Here is a 21,161-nt window from a genome sequence, read left to right as displayed (position 1 = left end):
ATCATGGTAATAAGCTTACAGAAGAACAGCATAGTTTGGAGTTAATCCGTGTAAGATCTCGACTACTTTCCATACTCATTTGTAGAATACTGTAGCTGAGTAAAAATATAACTTTCTTTCTCGGGTCTCATTTGATAATGAGAAAGAAAGTAAAGTTTTAAACATAAATGAAATGCCAAGGGAATAAACCCTTGGCATTTCATTTGTTTTCATTATTTTCTTTCTGCTTTTAAAGCCTTAAACAGTGAAATAATCATAAGTAACATTACGAATGAAAATGGTAAGGCGGCAATAATAATTGTATTTTGTAATGCTGCTAATCCATTAACGGATAACAAAATAATAGCGATTACGGATAATGTGATTCCCCAAGCGAGCTTCACTCTGTTCGGTGGAGTCAGTGACCCGTTGGTCGACTGCATACCAAGAACGAAAGTGGCAGAATCTGCCGAAGTAATGAAAAAGGAAGCAATTAATAACACAGCAAAAACAGAAATACCTGTAGAGAAAGGCATCACATGGAACATTTCAAAAATAGTCAATTCAGTAGATGCTTGTGCTAAATCAGCAATGCCTCTTTTCTGAAAGTCAATGGCTGTTGTACCAAAAGCTGAAAACCAAAATGTTCCCAGTAAAGTAGGTGCTACAAGAACACCTGTAACAAACTCACGTATTGTACGACCTTTAGATACTCGAGCAATGAACATACTAACGAATGGTGCCCATGAGATCCACCAAGCCCAATAGAAGATAGTCCAATTGTCTAGCCACTCTCGATTATGACCATTCAATGGGGATGTACGAAAACTCATTTGTACAATATTCCCTAAATAACCTCCGAAAGAATCTGTAAACATATCTAGAATCAGTAAGGTAGGTCCCATAATAACGACAAAACCAAGTAAAGCAAGAGCTAATAGTAAATTTATATTGGACAAATATTTTATCCCTTTACTTAATCCAGACCAAGCAGATGCTACAAAGAGGACGGTGACAACCGCTATAATGATAATCTGAGACGTAATGCCAATTTTGAAGCCAAATAAGTAATTTAAGCCGGCATTAATTTGAACAGCACCGAATCCAAGAGAAGTAGCAACGCCAAATGCTGTGGCAAAGACAGCGAGCACATCTACGAGAGTACCCCATGGGCCTTCCATTCGTTTGCCAAAAATTGGTTTCAAAGTGGAGGAGATTAAGCCTGGTTCCCCCTTACGGAATTGGAAGAATGCAAGAGATAATGCAACAACCCCATACATAGCCCAAACATGGAATCCCCAGTGGAAGTAAGTTTGACGAAGGGATTCTTTAAAAGCTGCATTCGTACCTGGTTCAGCTGTGGCAGGATCAATGGCAAAATGTGACAAGGGTTCAGCTGCCCCATAAAAGACAAGCCCAATTCCCATACCAGCAGAAAACAACATAGAAATCCAAGTAATAGTTGAAAATTGCGGACGATCTGAATCTTTTCCCAGTCGGATTTTTCCATAGGGACTAAAGATGAAGAAGATGCTTAATACTAACATTAGCGTCATAAGTAACATATAGTACCAACCAAATGATGAAGCAACGAAAGTTTTAATAGTACTAGTAATAGCTTCAAAACTTTCCGGGGCTAAAGCACCGTATCCAACAGCTAAAACTATTAAACCAATCGTTATATAAAATACCTTTGATAATTTTTTCATGTTTTCCCTCTCTCGCGTTTTTATCCTAAACGCTTAACTATACTAATAAAATATTATAGAATCAACCAAAATACTTATATTTATTCCTTATAGTATTACCATTTTAGCTTAGATTGAAACTTCTTCTTTCACAATAAAGCCTATCAAGCTGTTTTTATTTTTACTTAATGGGGATGTTTGTCTAGTTAGTTTCTTCTCCTCTTGCATTTACTAATAGTAGTGCAAGAAGGAGGTGAATTAACAATGAATCAACATCAACATCAACAACCCTGTTCCTGTAATCCTTGTCAACAAAAGCAGTGGCAACAACCAGCTGCTCAACCAGTTGTTTGTCCTCCGCAATACCGAGTGCGTGATTCGTTCTTACCTAGAATGCAGCCTGTTATCCATCCAATTGTAAATGTGAATAGAGAGCATATCGTAAACGTTCCTCAGCACTTTTACACAGTTACAAATCAAAATGTAATGGTACCCGGCAGTCAACAGGCATTTCCTATGCAACAAGGACAGTTTCCACAACAATCATTTGGTCAACCATACGGACAACAGTTTGGGCAACAACAATTCGGACAGCAACAGTTCTTCCCAGGTCAGAATAGATAATTCATCTGTATTCTAGTTTTCTTCGTTATGAAGAAAACAACAGCAAATGCCTTTATATCAAAGTGCATTTGCTTTTTTATTATGATTTTAATGTAAAGCTTTTCTTTCTAATCATTCGATACAATGTATCTATGTATTTAGATGTATTGTAATATTCAGTATATTTTGATAAAGTTTATAATTATTTCGGTTTCTAAAAGAAAGAGAAAAGTAGAAAGATATGGGGGAATAATATGAAGCTATTTTTATCGGTCGATATGGAAGGAATAACAGGTTTGCCAGATTACACGTTTGTAGAGTCCAACAAGCATAATTACGAACGGGCGAGACGTATAATGACTCAAGAAGCAAATGCCATTGTGGAAGGTGCTTTATCAAAAGGTATAAAAGAAGTACTAGTCAATGACAGTCACTCTAAAATGAATAATCTCCTGGTAGAAGAATTACATCCAGATGCTTCCTTAATCACAGGGGATTTTAAGCCTTATTCAATGGTGCACGCACTAGATGAAACGTATTTAGGAGCTGTTTTTGCAGGTTATCATTCACGGGCTGGACAACCCGGTGTAATGAGTCACTCGATGATATTTGGGGTTCGTAATATGTACATAAATGAAGTAGTAGTTGGAGAACTTGGATTAAATGCATTTGTAGCAGGATATTATGGTGTGCCAGTTATTATGGTGGCAGGAGATGACGGTGCGTGTAGGGAAGCGGAGGACCTTCTACCTGGAGTCGTGACTGCAGTGGTGAAGGAGTCTATTTCTCGTTCAGCTGTTAAGACGTTACATCCTTTAAAATCACAGGCCTTGCTTAGAAAGAAAATAGTGGAGGCTATAGAAAAACGAGATCAAATAAAGCCTCTAACTCCTCCTGAAAAACCAGTACTAAGAATTGAATTTGTAAACTATGGTCAAGCGGAGTGGGCGGCTTTAATGCCGGGTTGTGAAATTATAAAAGATACTACAGTGGTGGAGTTTAAAGCGAAAGATATTTTAGAAGCATATCGAGCAATGCTTGTTATGGTGGAATTAGCGTTACAAGCTAAATTCTGTTAAGGGGGCTTTTGAATGGGAAAATATATTGTTAAGCGTTTTATCATGATGATTGCGACAATTCTCATCATTGCTACATTAACCTTCGTATTGATGCACTTAATACCCGGTTCTCCATTTGAGGGAGAGCGGACGACTAATCCTACCATTCAAGCAAACTTAGAAAAATTTTATAAACTAGACGAACCCCTTCATATTCAATATTTAAGTTATTTAAAATCCATTGTCACATTTGACTTTGGGCCATCTATTAAGAAGCCGAATGAATCCGTAAATGAATTGTTAGCGCGGGGATTCCCGATTTCCTTTGAACTTGGGATGGCTACTATTTTAGTAGCTTTGCTTTCAGGGATCATACTGGGTACGATTGCTGCACTTCGACATAATGGTCTGGTAGACTACTTTGCCATGACATTTGCAGTAGTTGGTATATCTGTACCTAACTTCGTACTTGCAACATTACTTATTCAACAACTTGCTGTGACCTGGGACTTGCTACCGGCAGCAACCTGGTCTAGTCCGTTACATATGATATTGCCTATAATAGCCCTTGCAACGGGACCCACCGCTATTATTGCTCGCTTAACTAGATCTAGTATGTTAGAGGTGCTTACACAAGATTATATTAAAATGGCCCGTGCTAAAGGATTATCTCCCGTACGGATAATTGTTCGCCATGCATTAAGAAATGCACTTATGCCAGTTGTGACAATTTTAGGGACGATGCTTGCTGGAATACTAACAGGTACTTTTGTAATCGAGCGTATTTTTGCCATTCCAGGTATGGGGAAATATTTCGTGGAGAGTATTAATAATCGAGATTACCCCGTAATCATGGGTACAACTGTGTTTTATAGCGCATTTCTAGTGTTCATGCTATTCATTGTAGATATTGTCTACGGATTACTGGACCCACGTATAAAATTACACCGAAAAGAAGGGGATGCCTAATGACAAATTCACAAGAAGTAGTGTCCCCACAGCATGTAAAAGATGAGTGGTTTCAACCTCTACCAAAGAAGCATGGAGGAGCAGAAACGGTTGTAAGACCCTCATTATCCTACTGGAAAGATGCTTGGCGTCGATTACGAAAAAATAAATTGGCAATGGGTGGATTAATTTTTCTCATTTTATTGATGCTTTTCGCTATATTTGGTCCTATCTTTTCTCCATATTCGGTTACCGCTACTGATTACCCTAACCAAAACCAACCTCCATCCGCTGCTCATTGGTTTGGTACCGACGAAGCAGGAAGAGATGTGTTTACAAGAACCTGGTATGGCGCCCGTATTTCTATATTTGTAGGAGTAATGGCTGCGCTTATCGATTTCTTTATTGGCATTATTTACGGTGGTATTAGTGGTTATAAAGGTGGACGTACGGATTCCATTATGATGCGAATAGTAGAAGTACTTTATGGATTACCCCATTTGTTAGTTGTTATTTTGTTAATGGTTATCATGGGGGCAAGTTTAACGACAATCATAGTAGCTCTTACTGTTACAGGATGGGTAGGAATGGCGCGTATTGTTCGAGGACAGGTACTACAAATAAAAAACTATGAGTTTGTAACAGCCTCCAAATCGTTTGGTGCTAAGAGCTCTAGAATTATCCGGAAAAATTTATTACCGAATACAATGGGTCCTATTATAGTTCAAATGACTCTTACAGTTCCAAGTGCAATCTTTGCGGAAGCTTTTCTAAGTTTTTTAGGCTTAGGGATAGCAGCTCCATTTGCAAGTTGGGGTGTTATGGCAAATGATGCACTTCCTGTTATATTATCTGGTCATTGGTGGCGCTTATTCTTCCCAGCATTGTTTATTTCTTTAACGATGTTCGCCTTTAATGTACTAGGGGACGGACTTCAGGATGCGCTAGATCCGAAGCTTAGGAGGTAGATTGGATGAATGAACAACAGTTAGATATTGCGAAGGAACACGTAAAACAGCGAGTTAATGAAGTAGATAAATCACTTCCAGTAGGTACCTCTGAAACGCAAAGGAATAGAAAGAAAGCAAAGAAGGTAAGGTCAGATGTAAAAGTACTTCAGGTAAATAATCTCCAAGTTTCTTTTCGAACGTATGGTGGAGAGGTAGAAGCTGTTAGGGGGGTTAGTTTCGATCTTCATCAAGGGGAAACACTGGCTATAGTAGGGGAATCAGGATGTGGAAAAAGTGTTACTTCTAATGCCATTATGGGGTTAATACCGGAGCCTGCCGGGGTTATTAAGAATGGTAGTGTTCTTTTTAAAGGGAAAGAGTTGACGGGGATGTCGAAACCGCAACTGCGGAAAATTCAAGGGGTAGACATATCGATGATTTTCCAAGATCCTATGACAGCACTAAACCCAACGCTCACGGTTGGGGAGCAATTAACAGAAGGGCTTCGAACGCATAAAAAAGTAAGTAAACAAGAGGCGAAACAAAAAGCGATAGAAATGTTGGAACTGGTGGGAATTCCCAATCCTAAAGAGCGCTTAAAGCAATTTCCTCATCAATTTTCAGGAGGAATGCGACAAAGAATTGTGATTGCTATTGCGCTCATATGTGAGCCGGAGCTCCTAATTGCGGATGAACCAACTACCGCACTAGATGTAACGATCCAAGCACAAATATTAGAACTCTTTGAAGAGATTCAACAGAAATCGAATATTTCCATTATATTAATCACTCATGACTTAGGAGTCGTTGCGAAAATAGCTGATCGAATTGCCGTAATGTATGCCGGAAAAGTAGTAGAAATTGGGGATAAACGTGCAATATTTTACACACCGGAGCATCCATATACAAAAGGGCTTTTAAATTCAGTTCCTCGTCTGGACTTGGTTGAGGAAGAATTACAACCAATTGAAGGGACGCCACCAGATTTATTTTCACCACCTAAAGGATGTCCTTTCACGGCAAGATGTCCGTATGCAATGGAAGTATGTGATCATGTTTATCCTTTTACGACAACGATATCTGAATCACATGCGGTTGACTGTTGGCTTCAGGACGAACGTGCAAAAGTATTACAAGAGTTATCTTAAAATAGGATGAGCGCGCTTTAGTGCATTCACATATATATTACAAAGGGGGAACTAAGATGAAGAAATGGTTAATGTTATTTGTAGTAGCATTATTTGTCCTTGTGTTAAGTGCTTGTACAGCCACGAAAGATGCGGGTGAAAAAAAGGAAACTAATACAGGAAACGAAGGAGAAGAGAAGGAAACAGCAGTAGAAACTGAAACAGAAAAAATACTCAAATTAAATAATGGAAATGAACCAACATCATTTGATCCATCTGTAGGATTTGATGCGGTTTCTTGGAATGCATTGAATAATCTAATGGAAGGACTTGTACGGCTGTCAAAGGACCATGTAGCAGAACCTGCAACAGCTGAAAAAATTGATGTTACAGAAGATGGTCTAACGTATACATTTACAATTCGCGACGATGCGAAATGGTCTAATGGTGAGCCTGTATTAGCAAGTGATTTCGTTTATGGTTGGTTGCATATGTTAAATCCGGAAACAGCTTCCCCAGCAGCATTTTTAGCGTATTTCATTGATGGAGCAGAAGCCTATAATAGTGGGGAAGGCGCAGCTAAGGACGTTGCTATTAAAGCGGTAGAGGAAAAAGTATTTGAAGTGAAATTAAATGCTCCAACAGAAGCATTCTTAAACATCATTACTAACCCAAGTTTTTTCCCAGTTAATGAAAAAGTGGCTACTGAGAATGCAACCTGGTATACAGAAGCAGATACATTCGTAGGAAATGGCCCGTTCAAGTTAACGGCATGGGAGCATGATGTAAGCTTTACATTTGCAAAAAATGAAAATTATTGGGATGCCGATACTGTAAAGCTGGATAAAGTGGAATGGGCTATGGTTGATGATTCCAATACCGAATACCAAATGTACGAAACAGGGGAATTAGATGTATCTGGTGTACCGGCGGAATTGGCAGATCAGTTATTGGATTCTCCTGAATTGAAAAATGAAGATCAAGCAGGGTTATATTTCTACCGTTTCAACGTATCACAAGAGCCTTTTACAAATAAAAAAATCCGTCAAGCTTTTGGTTTAGCGGTTGATCAACAAGAAATCGTAGAGTTTGTAACGAAAAATGGCGAAAAACCAGCAGAGGGCTTTGTTCCTTATGGATTTGTAGGGCCTGATGGTAAGGAGTTCAGAGAAACAGCTGGTAAACTGGTAGGCTTTGATGCAGAAAAAGCAAAATCACTTTTAGCTGAAGGTATGAAAGAAGAGGGGTACACAGAGTTACCTGAAGTAACGTTAACTTATTCTACAAGTGATACTCATAAGAAAATAGCGGAAGCACTGCAAAGTAAATTTAAAGAAGTTTTAGGAGTAGATGTAGTATTACAAAATGTAGAAGCAAGTGTGTTTGCGACTGAGCAAAAAGAGTTTAAATACCAATTGTCTCGCTCTTCCTTCTTATTTGACTATGCAGATCCAGTGAATGCTTTAGAAAGCTTCATCACAGGTTCCTCTATGAACCGTACTACTTGGTCAGATGCAAAATTTGATAAACTAATCGCTGATATAAAAAATGAAACAGACGAAGCAAAACGTTGGGAAATGCTTATTCAAGCAGACACGTTATTAATGGACGAAATGCCAATTTTCCCAGTACATTATTACAACCAAGTAACACTTGAAAAACCAACAATTTCAGGAATCGTAAGACATCCAGTTGGATATATGGACTTAAAGTGGGCTGACAAAGAATAGTTGCCAGAAAAGCCCTAGCAACTATGCGAAAGCTGCGGTGCCTCATTTGGTACCGCCCTTTTCTTTCCTATTAGATATGTTAAAATTTGCAGTGAGTTGGTTTATTAAGGCTTCATTATAAAGGAGAAATTACATATGAAAATCCGTCCAAAACGATTGCAAAAAGGAGATACTATCGGTATTATTGCTCCTTCAAGTCCACCGAATCTAGAGAACTTAAAGGGCTCTTTTGCTTTTTTAGAGGAGCTTGGCTTATCTTATCAATTAGGAAAAAGTCTAGAAAATGTACATGGCTACTTAGCTGGCACTGATGAGGAACGTTTAGAAGATTTACATGAGATGTTCGCTAACCCAAATATTGCAGGCATTATTTGTGCGGGTGGAGGCTATGGTTCTGCACGTTACACAGATCAAATCGATTTTCAATTGATGCATGAGAATCCAAAGGTTTTTTGGGGTTACTCTGATATAACTTTTCTACATACAGGTATGAATCTATATTCGGATATCGTCACCTTCCATGGACCAATGTTAGCTTCAGATGTGGGAAAAGATACGTTCTCCGAGCTATCCAAAAAAATGTTTCAACAGTTGTTTAATCCAATGGAGCTATTTTATACTGAAGCAATCTCTCCATTGGCACAAGTTTCTCCAGGTATCGTAAGAGGGGAACTTACAGGAGGAAATTTATCATTACTTGCTAATGGTGTAGGTACAAAATATGAGGTAGATACAAAAGGAAAACTTCTCCTGATAGAAGATGTAGGGGAAGAGCCTTACAAAGTAGATGGTATGCTAAACCAACTACGCCAAGCTGGTATTTTAGATGCGGCAGCTGGGTTTGTCATTGGGGATTTTAGTGGTGCAGAACCTAAAAAAAGGCCGGTTACTTTGTCTTTAGACGAAGTGTTTGATCACTACATTGGAAAATTAGGTAAGCCTGCAGTGAAAGGATTTAAAATAGGACATTGCGAGCCTCATTTTGCCGTCCCACTTGGAATGGAAGCAGAATTGGATGCGAATAACTTATCTCTAACTATATTACCTGGAGTTGAATAAGGAGGAGACGAGATTGTATATAAAATCAATTGAAACCTTTGATGTGGCAGTCCCTCTAACTAAACCATTTAAAACTGCTCTACGAACTGTGACGACGGCTTACTCAGTGTATGTAACTATTACGACGAGTGATGGCATAGTAGGTCATGGAGAGGCTCCACCGACACATGTAATTACAGGCGAGTCGATGGACAGTATTCGATACGCTATTAACGAGATAATTGCACCTCAATTGATTGGTATGAACATTTTACAAAGTGAGCAGATATTCCAGAAACTAAACACAGCCTTAGTCAGAAATACAAGTGCTAAAGCGGCATTAGACATGGCCATATATGACATACTGGCTAAGCATGCAGGTCTTCCTTTATATCAATTTCTTGGAGGTTATCGGAAAAAGCTAGAAACCGATTTTACAGTTAGTGTGAATGACCCTAGCGAGATGGCGGATGATGCAGAACAGTATATAAAGGATGGATTTAAAGTTCTAAAGGTCAAGGTAGGTATTGGTGAGATAAAAGATGATATCCAACGCATTCGTGCTATTCGAGATCGTGTGGGAATGACGCCAAAGTTAAGGCTCGATGCTAACCAGGGATGGAATGCTAAAGAGGCCGTAAAAGCAATTAGCTTAATGGAGGATACAGGACTATCAATTGAATTTGTAGAACAGCCAGTTCCTGCTTGGGATCTCGAAGGGCTAAAGTATGTTACCGATCATACATATACTCCAATTATGGCGGATGAAAGTGTTTTTTCTGTGCAGGATGCTAAACAAGTTCTAAAAATGCGAGCTGCTGATTTGATAAATATAAAGCTGATGAAATCGGGTGGCATTTATCACGCCCAAAAAATAAATACACTTGCAGAGGCAAGTGGGGTGAAATGTATGGTAGGCAGCATGATTGAAACGAAATTGGGAATCACAGCGGCTGCTCATTTTGCAGCTAGCCAGCCGAATATTCGATATTTTGACTTTGACGCACCGTTAATGCTAAAAAATGATTTAATAGTCGGTGGCGTTATCTATGATAAGAGTGATATGACCTTCTCCAACGAACCAGGATTAGGGATTGTTCATGTGAATTTGGATTAGGAGGCAAAAAGATGCCAGTGGAAAAGAAAGAATGGGTTTGTGCTGTAAAGGTGGGAACTATTTGGACTGAACCAAACTCTGCCAGGGAGATAGATATTCCGGCAATCTCAAATCCTGTGTTATTGGTGGAATGGCTTGAGGCACTACCGTATAAACAAAGGTTAGCTTTATGTGATGAAAATCGTGTGCAAACGCAGCTACTTTACGGAGAACCAGTGCTTGTGGAGGAGATAGTAGGGGAATGGGCAAAAGTTGTTGCCATTTGGCAGCCCTCTAAAAAAGATAGTCGTGGTTATCCAGGTTGGATCCCGCTTTCGCAAATACAACCTACAAAGCGAGTGGATGTCAAGGGTTCCGCCAGAGTTTCTTCTGCAAAAGTACAGCTCTGGGATTTACAACATAATCCGCTACTCGTTTTAGCCTTTAATACTATTCTACCGATAATCTCAGAGGATGAAGTATTTTATACTGTTCTTACGCCACACGGCAAAGCGTTATTATCGAAAGTACATGCCCAATTTGCATCTTCTGTGGATCAGATTCCGAAGAGGTCTGCAGAGGAAGCGGTGGCTTTAGGGGAAAATTATTTAGATTTACCATATCTATGGGGCGGCATGTCTCCATATGGCTATGATTGTTCGGGTTTTTCGTACAATATGTTGAAGGCTTGTGGTTATATAATTCCTCGAGATGCAAGTGACCAGGCTAAAACGGGAGAAGAAATTTCTATACAAGACCCTTCGCTTTGGAAAAAAGGGGATTTACTATTTTTTGCGAATGATGAAGGGACGGGAACGGTAAGGCATGTTGGGTTCTATTATGGGGATGGCCAACTATTGCATTCGCATTCAACGGGGAAAACAGTAGAAATTTTAAGGCTAGCAGGATCTCTGTTAGAAAAGGAGATTTGTGCAGTTAGAAGATATGCCGTTTAGGGGGGATTTAAATGACGGAAAAAGTTCTATTGTCTGTTCAAGATTTGAAGCGCCATTTTGACATTGGACATGGGGAGACGTTGAAGGCTGTTGATGGGATAAGTTTTGATATCTTCAAAGGGGAGACATTTGGTCTAGTGGGTGAATCTGGTTGTGGTAAATCCACAGCAGGCCGAACTATTTTAGGATTGTACAATAGAACAGAGGGAAAAGTTCTGTTTGAAAATGAAAATGTGCATGAGATGACTGACAAAGAAAGAAGAGGTTACTTGAAAAAGATGCAAATGATCTTTCAGGATCCGTATGCATCTTTAAATCCACGTTCCACTGTGTTTGAAATTATTGCTGAACCGATGGAAATACATAAACTATACAAAAAGGAAGAGTTAAAGTCTAGAGTGTATGAATTACTAGAGGATGTGGGCTTGAACAGAGACCATGCTAATCGATATCCTCATGAATTTTCAGGAGGTCAGCGTCAACGTATTGGCATAGCTCGAGCGCTTGCATTAGATCCTGAGTTTATCATTGCGGATGAGCCTATTTCAGCTTTGGATGTGTCAGTTCAAGCTCAAGTAGTGAAGCTGCTCCAACGACTACAAAAGGAAAAAAATCTAACCTATTTGTTTATCGCACATGATTTATCGATGGTCAAGTACATCTCTGACCGAATAGGGGTCATGTACCTAGGGCATATGGTAGAAATGACCACTAGTAGTCAGTTGTATGAAAATCCACTACACCCGTACACACAGGCTTTGTTATCTGCGATTCCCATTCCAGATCCTGACATAGAGGAGTCACGAGAACGTATTCTTTTGCATGGAGAGCTTCCGAGCCCGATTAATCCACCTTCAGGTTGTGTATTCCGTACGAGATGTGCACATGCTATGTCCATTTGTACGGAAAAAAAGCCAGCCTGGAAGGAACAGGAACCAGGTCATTTTGTAGGATGTCATCTTTATAATTAATAATGATACCCATATTACAAATACGTATCTTGCATAATTTATATTGACAAAATGCTAATACTTGTAGTATTCTGAAAATAACGAAAAGAAAGGAGTGAGGCATCATGGCAAATGAATATACGTATCCACGAATCTGTAAGTTTATGATGTCCCACTCCGTATGTCTCTAACCAGATATATGCTTCTTTACTAATGACCGGGGAACCATGGCTGCAGATTCGTGCAGTCATGGTTTTTTTATTGTTTAGCTTATAGCTCTATTAATGTGGCTTGGGCATTATTCATACGGAAATTAGGGGGAAATTGAATTGAATTTAATCGAACAATATGGTTGGAATAATAATTGGGAAGAAAAAATGACAGGTAGTGGAACTGCAGGTCGCGTACTACTGGAACATAAAAATTTATATAGAGTTATGACCAATGAAGGAGAGCTACTATGCTCACTTTCTGGGAAATTTAAATTTGGGAATGATAGAGAAGCATTTCCGGCAGTTGGAGACTGGGTAGTGCTCGATCGGATGCCTGGTGAGGAAAAGGGGATAATCCATGAAGTACTTCCTCGCAGTTCACAGTTCTCTAGGAAAATGGCTGGATTGACGACAGAAATTCAACTAATTGCGGTAAACGTTGATTTTGTATTTCTAGTGATGTCGCTTAATCATGACTTCAATGTTCGTAGATTAGAGAGATATCTATTGGCAGCATGGGATTCAGGGGCGACCCCCATCGTGGTATTAACGAAAAAAGATGCTTGTGAAGACCTAGAATATTATATGAAAGAAGTAGAGGCTATTGCATTTGGTGTGGATATATTTGCAGTGAGTAGTGTGACCGGCGAAGGTATCGATCGATTAGGAAGTCTATTAGCCTCTCATAAAACAGGTGCACTTTTAGGTTCTTCCGGAGTTGGGAAATCATCCTTGATAAACGCCTTGTCAGGTGTAGAAGTAATGACTGTCAATCATATAAGAGAAGATGATAGTAAAGGGCGCCATACAACCACTCATAGAGAGTTGACGCTGTTACCTGAAGGTGGCTTACTAATTGATACACCTGGGATGAGAGAGTTTCAACTTTGGGATACAAGTGATGGGGTGAGTGCTAGTTTTCAGGATATCGAAGACCTAGCATTAGATTGCCGTTTCCGTGATTGTCAGCATGTAAAAGAGCCTGGTTGTGCAATTCGGGAGGCTATTGACAATGGTACTCTTAAACAAGAACGATACAAGAGTTATGTAAAACTGATGCGAGAGCTTGCGCATATCGACCGCAAAAGCGATGCTGCAGCCAAACAAGCAGAAACGAATAACTGGAAGCAAGTTACGAAGTCTCAACGAAATAATTATAAAAAGAAAATTTAATTTAGCTGTAGCTATAGAAGGTTCAATTAGTTATTCAAGAAAGATAAAAAAGATTTATTGAATAGGAATAGTCATAATAATATATCCTAAACTACAAACAATGGTTTGTAGTTTTTTCTTGTTTTTAAGTGCAAATCGTATCAATTGCACATACAAAAAATTCTCGTTATAATATAGTCAAAGTTAGTCAAAGTCAGTTTGTGAGAAGAGGTGAGAAGATGAAAAATATATCTGACATAATTGAAGGGTATTTGAAGGCTATTATAGAAGAAGGAAGTAAGGAACAAATCGAAATTAAGCGAAGTGAAATCGCGGAGAAGTTTCAGTGTGTTCCATCTCAAATAAATTATGTAATCAATACACGATTTACCCAAGATCGCGGATACTTAGTAGAAAGTAAACGAGGTGGAGGGGGATATATTCGAATCCTCCGCGTTCGAGCTCATACAAAAGCTGATCTAATAGAGCATATTATACAAACACTAGAAAATGGGGCTTCAGAATCGGTCACGGAAGATATCGTTTTTCGATTGATCGATGAAGATGTTATTACTAAACGTGAAGCAAAACTCATTTTAGCAGCTTTAAATAGAACGACTCTGGTGATTCCGTTACCTGCCAGAGATGAACTAAGGTCTCGTATTTTATGCGCCATGTTATTAACGTTAAAATATGAAAAAAGTGAAAAATGAACGGGGTGTGTTAAAGGTGATTTGTGAAAATTGTAAACAAAGACCGGCGAAAGTAACGGTTACCCAAGTGCATAATGGTGAACATCTTGAAAGACATTATTGTGAAGTCTGTGCAAATAGCCTCCACCCGTTTTACGTTGAGTACAAACAAGATCCACTATCTTTACATCAACTACTATCGAACTGGTTTAGTCAAACAGAACAACAACCAATGCAACAAAAACAACAAAAAAATATAATTGTATGCGATGAATGTGGTTGGTCGATCCAGCGTTTTTTAGATGAAGGAAAATTTGGTTGTGCGAATTGTTATAACAGTTTTCGCCCTCAGTTACCGAATGTATTTAAGCGACTTCATAATGGAAACACGAAGCATACCGGGAAGGCTCCAGGTGCACTAGGAGAGAAGATTGCTTTAAAGAAACGTATAGAAGCCATTCGCTCTCAAATGAAAGATGCTATTGCCACGGAAAGTTTTGAGGAAGCCGCAAAGTTGAGAGATGAAGCCAGAGATTTGGAAAGTCAACTTTCAACAGGAGGAGGTGACCAAACGAATGTCAATTGAACACTTTTTAGATAACTCCATTTCCAGTTGGATGGCTGGTGTTGGACAGCATTCAGATATCGTGATGAGTACAAGAATACGGTTAGCTAGAAATCTGAATGGTTACCGTTTTCCTTTGGCATTTACAGAAGACGAGGCGCATAAAATTGACCAATCTGTATCTGCCACTTTGTTAGATGCAAGTGACGAATTAGATATGCAATTTTCTTCCATTCATATAAAAGATGTATCGGAACTAAGTCGCCAAGTGTTAGTAGAGAAACATTTAATCAGTCCAAAGCTCGCTAACTCGCCTATGACTGGATCGGTTTTATTATCAAATGATGAATCGGTTAGTGTAATGGTCAATGAAGAGGATCATATTCGTATACAATGTCTTTTTCCAGGGCTTCAAATTCAAGAAGCCTATGCACAAGCAGATGTGTTAGATCGTGTACTAGATAAAGAATTACCATATGCGTTTGACGAGCAGTTTGGTTATTTGACAAGTTGTCCTACAAATACAGGTACTGGCTTGCGTGCATCTGTCATGATGCATTTACCGGCATTAACGATGACCAAACAAATGAACAGAATTGTTACGATCATTTCAAGACTTGGAATGGTTGTTAGAGGAATTTACGGAGAAGGTAGTGAAGCGCTCGGTAATGTATATCAAGTGTCCAACCAAACCACACTTGGTAAGTCAGAAGAAGACATACTTGCTGATCTTCAGAGTATTACCGAACAAATTATTCAAAAAGAAAGAGAAGCACGAGATGCACTTCTAAAGCATTCGGCCAATACACTAGAAGACCGACTATATCGATCTCTAGGAACTTTATCATTTGCCCGTATCATGGCAACGGATGAAGCAGCGAGATGCCTATCGGATGTACGATTAGGAATAGATATGGGACTCATAGAAGATGTTGATGTATCTATCTTGAATGAATGTATGGTGTTTATGCAACCAGGATTTCTACAAAAATATGCAGGAACTTCATTGAATACTTCTGAGCGGGATATGTTTCGCGCGAAGCTGTTAAGGGAAAGATTGCAAAAAGAAGAAAAACAGAAAACAAAGGGAGAGGAATCTGAATGATGTTTAATCGTTTTACACAAAGATCTCAAAAAGTATTACAACTAGCACAAGAAGAGGCTATACGCTTGAAGCATGAATCTATTGGAACAGAACATATATTACTTGGTCTTATCCGAGAAGGTAGTGGAATTGCTGCAAAAGCATTAGAGGCAATAGAAGTAGATTTAAAAGTAATTGAAGCAGGGATTGAGGAACTAGTAGGAGCAGGCAAAGAAGAAGTTGGCCCAATTGTTAACTACACTCCTCGCGCCAAAAAAGTGATTGAACTTTCAGTAGATGAATCTCGAAAACTTGGGCATTCATACATTGGAACGGAGCATCTATTGCTTGCATTAATCCGTGAAGGAGAAGGCGTAGCTGCTCGTGTACTAAATAATGCCGGAGTAAGTTTAAACAAAGCTCGTCAACAAGTACTTCAATTATTAGGTAGTACAGAGCAAGCACACGGCAATGGTAACAATGGAACAGCTCCAGCTAGTACACCGACACTAGATGGCCTAGCTCGTGACTTAACGCAAATTGCAAGAGAAGGCACATTAGATCCTGTAATTGGTCGTAGTAAAGAAATTACAAGAGTAATTGAAATCTTGGCTCGTCGTACAAAAAACAATCCAGTTCTAATTGGAGAGCCAGGTGTTGGTAAAACGGCTATTGCTGAAGGGCTTGCACAGCAAATCGTCCAAAATGAAGTGCCAGAAATCCTACGCGATAAACGTGTAATGACACTAGATATGGGTACAGTTGTTGCTGGCACAAAATATCGTGGGGAATTTGAAGATCGTTTGAAAAAAGTGATGGATGAAATTCGCCAAGCAGGTAATGTTATCCTATTCATTGATGAACTTCATACGTTAATTGGTGCTGGAGGAGCAGAGGGTGCTATTGATGCTTCGAATATTTTGAAGCCTGCTCTTGCTCGTGGAGAAATTCAATGTATTGGTGCAACAACATTGGATGAGTATAGAAAATATATCGAAAAAGATGCCGCGCTTGAACGTCGTTTCCAACCAATTCAAGTAGATGAGCCTTCAGTAGATGAAGCGATTCAAATTATTTACGGTTTACGTGATCGTTATGAAGCTCATCATCGTGTGAAGATTACGGATGCAGCAGTTGAAGCAGCCGTGAAAATGTCTGATCGTTATATTTCTGATCGTTTCTTGCCAGATAAAGCAATTGACTTAATAGATGAAGCGGGTTCTAAGGTACGCTTACGTTCATATACAACACCTCCTAATCTAAAAGAATTAGAAGCTAAACTAGAAGCAATCCGATCTGAAAAAAATGCATCAGTTCAAAGTCAGGAATTCGAAAAAGCTGCATCATTCCGTGATAAAGAGCAGAAGCTCAAAGATGAACTAGAGAAAATGAAAAACAATTGGAAAGAAAAACAAGGAAAAGAAGAATCTGAAGTAACAGTAGAAGATATCGCAGCAGTCGTTTCTATGTGGACTGGGGTACCAGTGTCTAGATTAGCACAAACGGAATCTGAAAAGTTATTAAAACTAGAAGATAAATTGCATGAAAGAGTAATTGGTCAAAGTGAAGCAGTGGATGCAATTTCAAGAGCTATTCGTCGTGCTCGCGCGGGATTGAAGGATCCGAAACGTCCTATTGGTTCGTTTATCTTCTTGGGACCTACTGGTGTAGGTAAAACGGAGCTTGCTCGCGCTTTAGCAGAAGTGATGTTCGGAGACGAAGATGCAATGATTCGAGTAGATATGTCTGAGTACATGGAAAAACATTCAACTTCTCGTCTAGTTGGATCTCCTCCAGGATATGTAGGTTTTGACGATGGTGGGCAATTGACAGAAAAAGTACGTCGTAAACCATACTCTGTTATCCTGTTAGATGAAATTGAAAAAGCACATCCAGATGTCTTTAATATTCTTCTTCAAGTGTTAGAGGATGGACGATTAACAGACTCTAAAGGTCGCACAGTAGATTTCCGTAATACAGTAGTAATTATGACATCAAACGTTGGTGCGGATGCACTTAGATTCAATAAATACGTTGGATTTAACTTAACAGAAGGTGGCAAAACGGATTATAAAGATATGAAAGGCAAAATGCTAGAAGAATTGAAAAAAGCATTCCGTCCAGAATTCTTAAACCGTTTAGATGAAATGATTGTGTTCCATTCGCTTGAAAAAGAGCATTTAAAACAAATTGTTTCACTTATGACAGAGCAATTATCTAAACGTTTGAAAGAACAAGGTATTGAATTAGAGATTACAGAAGCAGCACAAGACAAAATTACAACTGAAGGATATGAACCAGAATACGGTGCACGTCCTCTACGCCGTGCAATTCAAAAACATGTAGAAGATCGTCTATCCGAAGAACTTCTTAAAGGAGAAGTATTAGACGGGCAACATGTAATATTTGATGTAGAAGACAATGAATTTGTGGTTCGTAGCACTAAATCGTTAGTTACAGAAGGTTAATATAGCGGGCATTCCGAAAAATATTTCCGGAATGCCCTTTTTAACTGTTAGCCCTGGAAGCAGCAGTTCGATTGCTGCAGACTAGTCAATAAAGACAGAGGTCGTCATTATTGCAATTCTTTCAGAGGCGCTTGTGCTTTTCATAGTAGGAGGTATTATGGCTAAAAAGAAAACGAAGTTTATGTGTAATTCATGTGGATATGAGTCCGCGAAATGGATGGGAAGATGTCCTGGATGCGGTGAATGGAACACAATGGTAGAAGAAACGGAAATAGTATCCAAAGGCCCGAAACGCTCGTTTCAGCATTCAGATGGCACAGCACAGAAGGCGACCCCAATAATTTCAGTAGTAACAGCTGATGAACCACGAGTGACAACTGACTTTGCTGAACTGAATCGTGTGCTTGGCGGTGGTATTGTCCCTGGGTCGTTAATATTAATAGGTGGAGATCCGGGTATTGGTAAGTCGACCCTTCTTTTGCAGGTTTCTGCTTTACTTGCGAATAAAGGAGAAAGAGTACTGTATATTTCGGGAGAGGAATCCATCCGTCAGACGAAGCTTCGGGCAGAACGTTTAGGGGTAACATCAGCAGAGCTTTATATCTATGCTGAAACCAACTTGGAGTTAATCAATGAAACTATTGAGAGTGTAGAGCCGAAATTTGTTATTGTCGATTCTATTCAAACTGTTCATCATCCCGATGTAACAAGTGCACCGGGAAGTGTATCACAAGTTCGAGAGTGTACAGCAGAGCTTATGCGAATTGCCAAAACTAAAAATGTAGCAATCTTTTTAGTGGGACATGTAACAAAAGAGGGACAAATTGCAGGACCTCGTATATTGGAACATATGGTAGATACTGTTTTGTACTTTGAAGGAGAACGTCACCATACGTACCGTATTTTAAGATCTCAGAAGAACAGATTTGGCTCTACGAATGAAATCGCCATTTTTGAAATGGTCCAATCCGGATTAAAAGAAGTACTTAATCCTTCTGAATTATTTCTTCAGGAGCGGTCTCATGGAGCAGCTGGATCTGCAATTGTTGCCTCGATGGAAGGTACCAGACCTATTTTAGTAGAAATTCAAGCGTTAGTGACTCAATCTAGTTTTAATTATCCGAAACGTATGGCTACTGGTATTGATCAAAACCGTGTTTCCTTACTAATGGCAGTACTGGAAAAACGAATGGGATTACTACTCCAAACGCAAGATGCTTATATAAAAGTGGCGGGAGGAGTAAAATTAGATGAACCTGCGATCGATTTAGCCGTCCTAGTAAGTATCGTCTCAAGTTTCCGAGATACAGGGGTTACACCAACTGACTGCTTTATTGGAGAAATTGGTTTAACTGGAGAAGTGAGAAGGGTGTCTAGAATTGAACAGCGTGTTCAAGAGGCTGCAAAGCTTGGCTTTAAAAGAGCGATTGTACCGGCCTCAAACCTCGGAGGATGGGATTACCCTCCAGGCATTCAAATTATAGGAATCGAAACAGTTAACGAAGCGATGAAAGAAGCATTTTCATAATAATAAGGCATTCTATATGTCTAGCTCTGGTGTCCAACCGATCAAGTAGTTTCAAAATGCCGGATAAAGGCAAAGGAAGCCTTTATCCAGCATTCTTCCATTATTTTTGGGAATAGAGTGGGCAACTGCGCTTGTCTGATTAGACTTATTGGGAAAGATGCAAGTATAATGAAATTAATGGAGGTGGCATGCTTGTTAAAATGGATTATCCAAATTGCTTTTGTTTTAATTGGTGGAACATTGGGGTTACTATTCTTACCGCACTTATATGAGCTTTTTAATTTATCTAACAACCCTTGGATTCACAATCCGTATGTATCTGTTTTAGTAGGAGCAATTTTGTTGTATGTGGCTGCATTGTTTATGACCGACTACTTGATTAATTTTATCAAATGGATGGAAGAACGGTTATTAAAAGCGCCAATTGGAGATTTGTTATTCGGAACGCTCGGACTAGTTATTGGTTTAATTGTTGCCTTTTTCCTAGGTTCTGCACTTAATAATATTGCTATACCAGGAATTGGATCAGTAGTACCCGTGCTGTTATCGATTGTGTTAGGTTACTTAGGTTTCCAAGTCGGTTTTAAAAAGCGCGATGAACTTCTTCAAGTTTTCACTCCTTCTAAGCAAAGTACTAGCAAGAAGAAAACTATGGACGACGATACCCAAGAATTGAGTTTAGGAACTTATAAGTTGCTAGATACTAGTGTTATTATTGACGGTCGCATTGCAGATATATCGGTAACTGGATTTATCGAAGGTGTTCTAGTCGTTCCTCAATTTGTTTTGACGGAGTTACAGCATATTGCGGATTCTTCAGATACGCTTAAACGAACTAGAGGTCGTCGTGGTTTAGATGTATTAAAAAAACTTCAAACAGAACGATCTTCTGCTGTATTAATCGTGGAAGAGGATTTTGAAGATATACAAGAGGTAGATTTGAAATTAGTTCGTCTAGCTAAAAAGATGAATGGAATTGTTGTAACGAATGATTTCAATTTAAATAAGGTTTGTGACCTGCATCAAGTAAGAGTTTTAAATATTAATGACTTGGCAAATGCAGTGAAACCTGTTGTTATTCCCGGGGAAATAATGCATGTTGTCGTTATTAAAGATGGAAAAGAACACAATCAGGGCGTCGCATACCTAGATGATGGAACGATGATTGTTGTAGAAGGCGGTAAAGCATACATTGGACAGGCTATAAATGTAGAAGTGACAAGTGTGCTTCAAACGTCGGCTGGTCGAATGATATTTGCAAAACCACAAGACTCGAAATAACGAAGAAGGGTTGTTTCCTTTGCAAAAGGAATACGCCCTTTTTCTATGTAACGGAG

General features: G+C 39.1%; 18 protein-coding genes. 17 read left to right on the top strand and 1 reads right to left on the bottom strand.

Translation table 11 applies throughout. From position 1 onward, the window contains the following. Positions 1 to 212: 212 nt before the first annotated feature. Entirely contained in the window at positions 213 to 1,688 is a 1,476-nt protein-coding gene (locus tag MHI40_RS18820; protein ID WP_340764134.1) for a BCCT family transporter, read from the bottom strand. A 243-nt stretch (positions 1,689 to 1,931) separates the two neighbouring features. Here MHI40_RS18820 and MHI40_RS18815 point away from each other — a divergent pair, with 243 nt between their 5' ends. From MHI40_RS18815 to MHI40_RS18735, 17 genes are all read left to right on the top strand, one after another. Beyond that, positions 1,932 to 2,291: a hypothetical protein gene (locus tag MHI40_RS18815; protein WP_093537904.1), complete on the top strand. Its 360-nt coding sequence runs from the start codon at positions 1,932 to 1,934 to the stop codon at positions 2,289 to 2,291. 233 nt (positions 2,292 to 2,524) lie between these two features. Beyond that, positions 2,525 to 3,349, top strand: a complete 825-nt coding sequence (locus MHI40_RS18810) for a M55 family metallopeptidase (RefSeq protein WP_340764132.1) — start codon at positions 2,525 to 2,527, stop codon at positions 3,347 to 3,349. Positions 3,350 to 3,361: 12 nt separating this feature from the next. Beyond that, a complete protein-coding gene (locus MHI40_RS18805; protein ID WP_093537902.1) occupies positions 3,362 to 4,297 on the top strand; it encodes an ABC transporter permease in 936 nt (311 codons plus the stop codon). After that, positions 4,297 to 5,244, top strand: coding sequence for an ABC transporter permease (locus MHI40_RS18800; RefSeq protein ID WP_340764130.1), 948 nt, complete (start codon positions 4,297 to 4,299; stop codon positions 5,242 to 5,244). The genes MHI40_RS18805 and MHI40_RS18800 overlap by 1 nt, the downstream gene beginning before the upstream one ends. Before the next feature lie 5 nt (positions 5,245 to 5,249). Then, complete coding sequence (locus MHI40_RS18795; RefSeq protein ID WP_340764129.1) at positions 5,250 to 6,374, top strand: ABC transporter ATP-binding protein; 1,125 nt, start codon at positions 5,250 to 5,252, stop codon at positions 6,372 to 6,374. Positions 6,375 to 6,430: 56 nt separating this feature from the next. Then, complete coding sequence (locus tag MHI40_RS18790) at positions 6,431 to 8,083, top strand: peptide ABC transporter substrate-binding protein (RefSeq protein WP_340764128.1); 1,653 nt, start codon at positions 6,431 to 6,433, stop codon at positions 8,081 to 8,083. Between the two features lie 135 nt (positions 8,084 to 8,218). Then, the gene (locus MHI40_RS18785; RefSeq protein ID WP_340764127.1) at positions 8,219 to 9,142 is read left to right on the top strand and encodes a S66 peptidase family protein; all 924 of its coding nucleotides are present in this window, start codon (positions 8,219 to 8,221) and stop codon (positions 9,140 to 9,142) included. 13 nt (positions 9,143 to 9,155) lie between these two features. Further along, positions 9,156 to 10,238 (top strand): dipeptide epimerase, encoded by a 1,083-nt coding sequence (locus MHI40_RS18780; protein ID WP_340764125.1) that lies wholly within the window; start codon positions 9,156 to 9,158, stop codon positions 10,236 to 10,238. A gap of 11 nt (positions 10,239 to 10,249) precedes the next feature. Next, entirely contained in the window at positions 10,250 to 11,173 is a 924-nt protein-coding gene (locus tag MHI40_RS18775; protein WP_340764122.1) for a C40 family peptidase, read from the top strand. Between the two features lie 11 nt (positions 11,174 to 11,184). Continuing rightward, positions 11,185 to 12,144: an ABC transporter ATP-binding protein gene (locus tag MHI40_RS18770; RefSeq protein ID WP_340764120.1), complete on the top strand. Its 960-nt coding sequence runs from the start codon at positions 11,185 to 11,187 to the stop codon at positions 12,142 to 12,144. 308 nt (positions 12,145 to 12,452) lie between these two features. Continuing rightward, the gene (gene rsgA, locus MHI40_RS18765; RefSeq protein WP_340764117.1) at positions 12,453 to 13,508 is read left to right on the top strand and encodes a ribosome small subunit-dependent GTPase A; all 1,056 of its coding nucleotides are present in this window, start codon (positions 12,453 to 12,455) and stop codon (positions 13,506 to 13,508) included. 218 nt (positions 13,509 to 13,726) lie between these two features. After that, positions 13,727 to 14,200 carry a CtsR family transcriptional regulator gene (locus tag MHI40_RS18760; RefSeq protein ID WP_093537893.1) on the top strand — a complete coding sequence of 158 codons (474 nt, stop codon included), beginning with the start codon at positions 13,727 to 13,729 and terminating at the stop codon, positions 14,198 to 14,200. Between the two features lie 16 nt (positions 14,201 to 14,216). Further along, positions 14,217 to 14,765: a UvrB/UvrC motif-containing protein gene (locus MHI40_RS18755; protein ID WP_340764114.1), complete on the top strand. Its 549-nt coding sequence runs from the start codon at positions 14,217 to 14,219 to the stop codon at positions 14,763 to 14,765. Beyond that, positions 14,755 to 15,849 carry a protein arginine kinase gene (locus MHI40_RS18750; RefSeq protein ID WP_093537891.1) on the top strand — a complete coding sequence of 365 codons (1,095 nt, stop codon included), beginning with the start codon at positions 14,755 to 14,757 and terminating at the stop codon, positions 15,847 to 15,849. Before MHI40_RS18755 ends, MHI40_RS18750 begins: the two co-directional genes overlap by 11 nt. Next, positions 15,846 to 18,296, top strand: coding sequence for an ATP-dependent Clp protease ATP-binding subunit (locus tag MHI40_RS18745; RefSeq protein ID WP_093537890.1), 2,451 nt, complete (start codon positions 15,846 to 15,848; stop codon positions 18,294 to 18,296). Before MHI40_RS18750 ends, MHI40_RS18745 begins: the two co-directional genes overlap by 4 nt. Positions 18,297 to 18,453: 157 nt before the next feature. Further along, positions 18,454 to 19,824 carry a DNA repair protein RadA gene (gene radA, locus MHI40_RS18740; protein WP_093537889.1) on the top strand — a complete coding sequence of 457 codons (1,371 nt, stop codon included), beginning with the start codon at positions 18,454 to 18,456 and terminating at the stop codon, positions 19,822 to 19,824. Positions 19,825 to 20,016: 192 nt separating this feature from the next. Continuing rightward, on the top strand, positions 20,017 to 21,105 hold the full coding sequence (locus MHI40_RS18735; RefSeq protein ID WP_093537888.1) for a PIN/TRAM domain-containing protein: 1,089 nt from the start codon (positions 20,017 to 20,019) through the stop codon (positions 21,103 to 21,105). Positions 21,106 to 21,161: the final 56 nt, after the last annotated feature.

Source organism: Psychrobacillus sp. FSL H8-0510, assembly GCF_038008345.1.
Taxonomy (GTDB): domain Bacteria; phylum Bacillota; class Bacilli; order Bacillales_A; family Planococcaceae; genus Psychrobacillus; species Psychrobacillus psychrotolerans.
The sequence above is the reverse complement of the archived record's forward strand: the minus strand, read 5'-3'. Positions and strand labels throughout refer to the sequence as shown.

Coding starts and splice junctions, on each gene's coding strand:
- MHI40_RS18820 (WP_340764134.1), bottom strand. CDS start 1,688: ATGAAAAAATTATCAAAGGTATTTTATATAACGATTGGTTTAATAGTT.
- MHI40_RS18815 (WP_093537904.1), top strand. CDS start 1,932: ATGAATCAACATCAACATCAACAACCCTGTTCCTGTAATCCTTGTCAA.
- MHI40_RS18810 (WP_340764132.1), top strand. CDS start 2,525: ATGAAGCTATTTTTATCGGTCGATATGGAAGGAATAACAGGTTTGCCA.
- MHI40_RS18805 (WP_093537902.1), top strand. CDS start 3,362: ATGGGAAAATATATTGTTAAGCGTTTTATCATGATGATTGCGACAATT.
- MHI40_RS18800 (WP_340764130.1), top strand. CDS start 4,297: ATGACAAATTCACAAGAAGTAGTGTCCCCACAGCATGTAAAAGATGAG.
- MHI40_RS18795 (WP_340764129.1), top strand. CDS start 5,250: ATGAATGAACAACAGTTAGATATTGCGAAGGAACACGTAAAACAGCGA.
- MHI40_RS18790 (WP_340764128.1), top strand. CDS start 6,431: ATGAAGAAATGGTTAATGTTATTTGTAGTAGCATTATTTGTCCTTGTG.
- MHI40_RS18785 (WP_340764127.1), top strand. CDS start 8,219: ATGAAAATCCGTCCAAAACGATTGCAAAAAGGAGATACTATCGGTATT.
- MHI40_RS18775 (WP_340764122.1), top strand. CDS start 10,250: ATGCCAGTGGAAAAGAAAGAATGGGTTTGTGCTGTAAAGGTGGGAACT.
- MHI40_RS18770 (WP_340764120.1), top strand. CDS start 11,185: ATGACGGAAAAAGTTCTATTGTCTGTTCAAGATTTGAAGCGCCATTTT.
- MHI40_RS18760 (WP_093537893.1), top strand. CDS start 13,727: ATGAAAAATATATCTGACATAATTGAAGGGTATTTGAAGGCTATTATA.
- MHI40_RS18750 (WP_093537891.1), top strand. CDS start 14,755: ATGTCAATTGAACACTTTTTAGATAACTCCATTTCCAGTTGGATGGCT.
- MHI40_RS18745 (WP_093537890.1), top strand. CDS start 15,846: ATGATGTTTAATCGTTTTACACAAAGATCTCAAAAAGTATTACAACTA.
- radA (WP_093537889.1), top strand. CDS start 18,454: ATGGCTAAAAAGAAAACGAAGTTTATGTGTAATTCATGTGGATATGAG.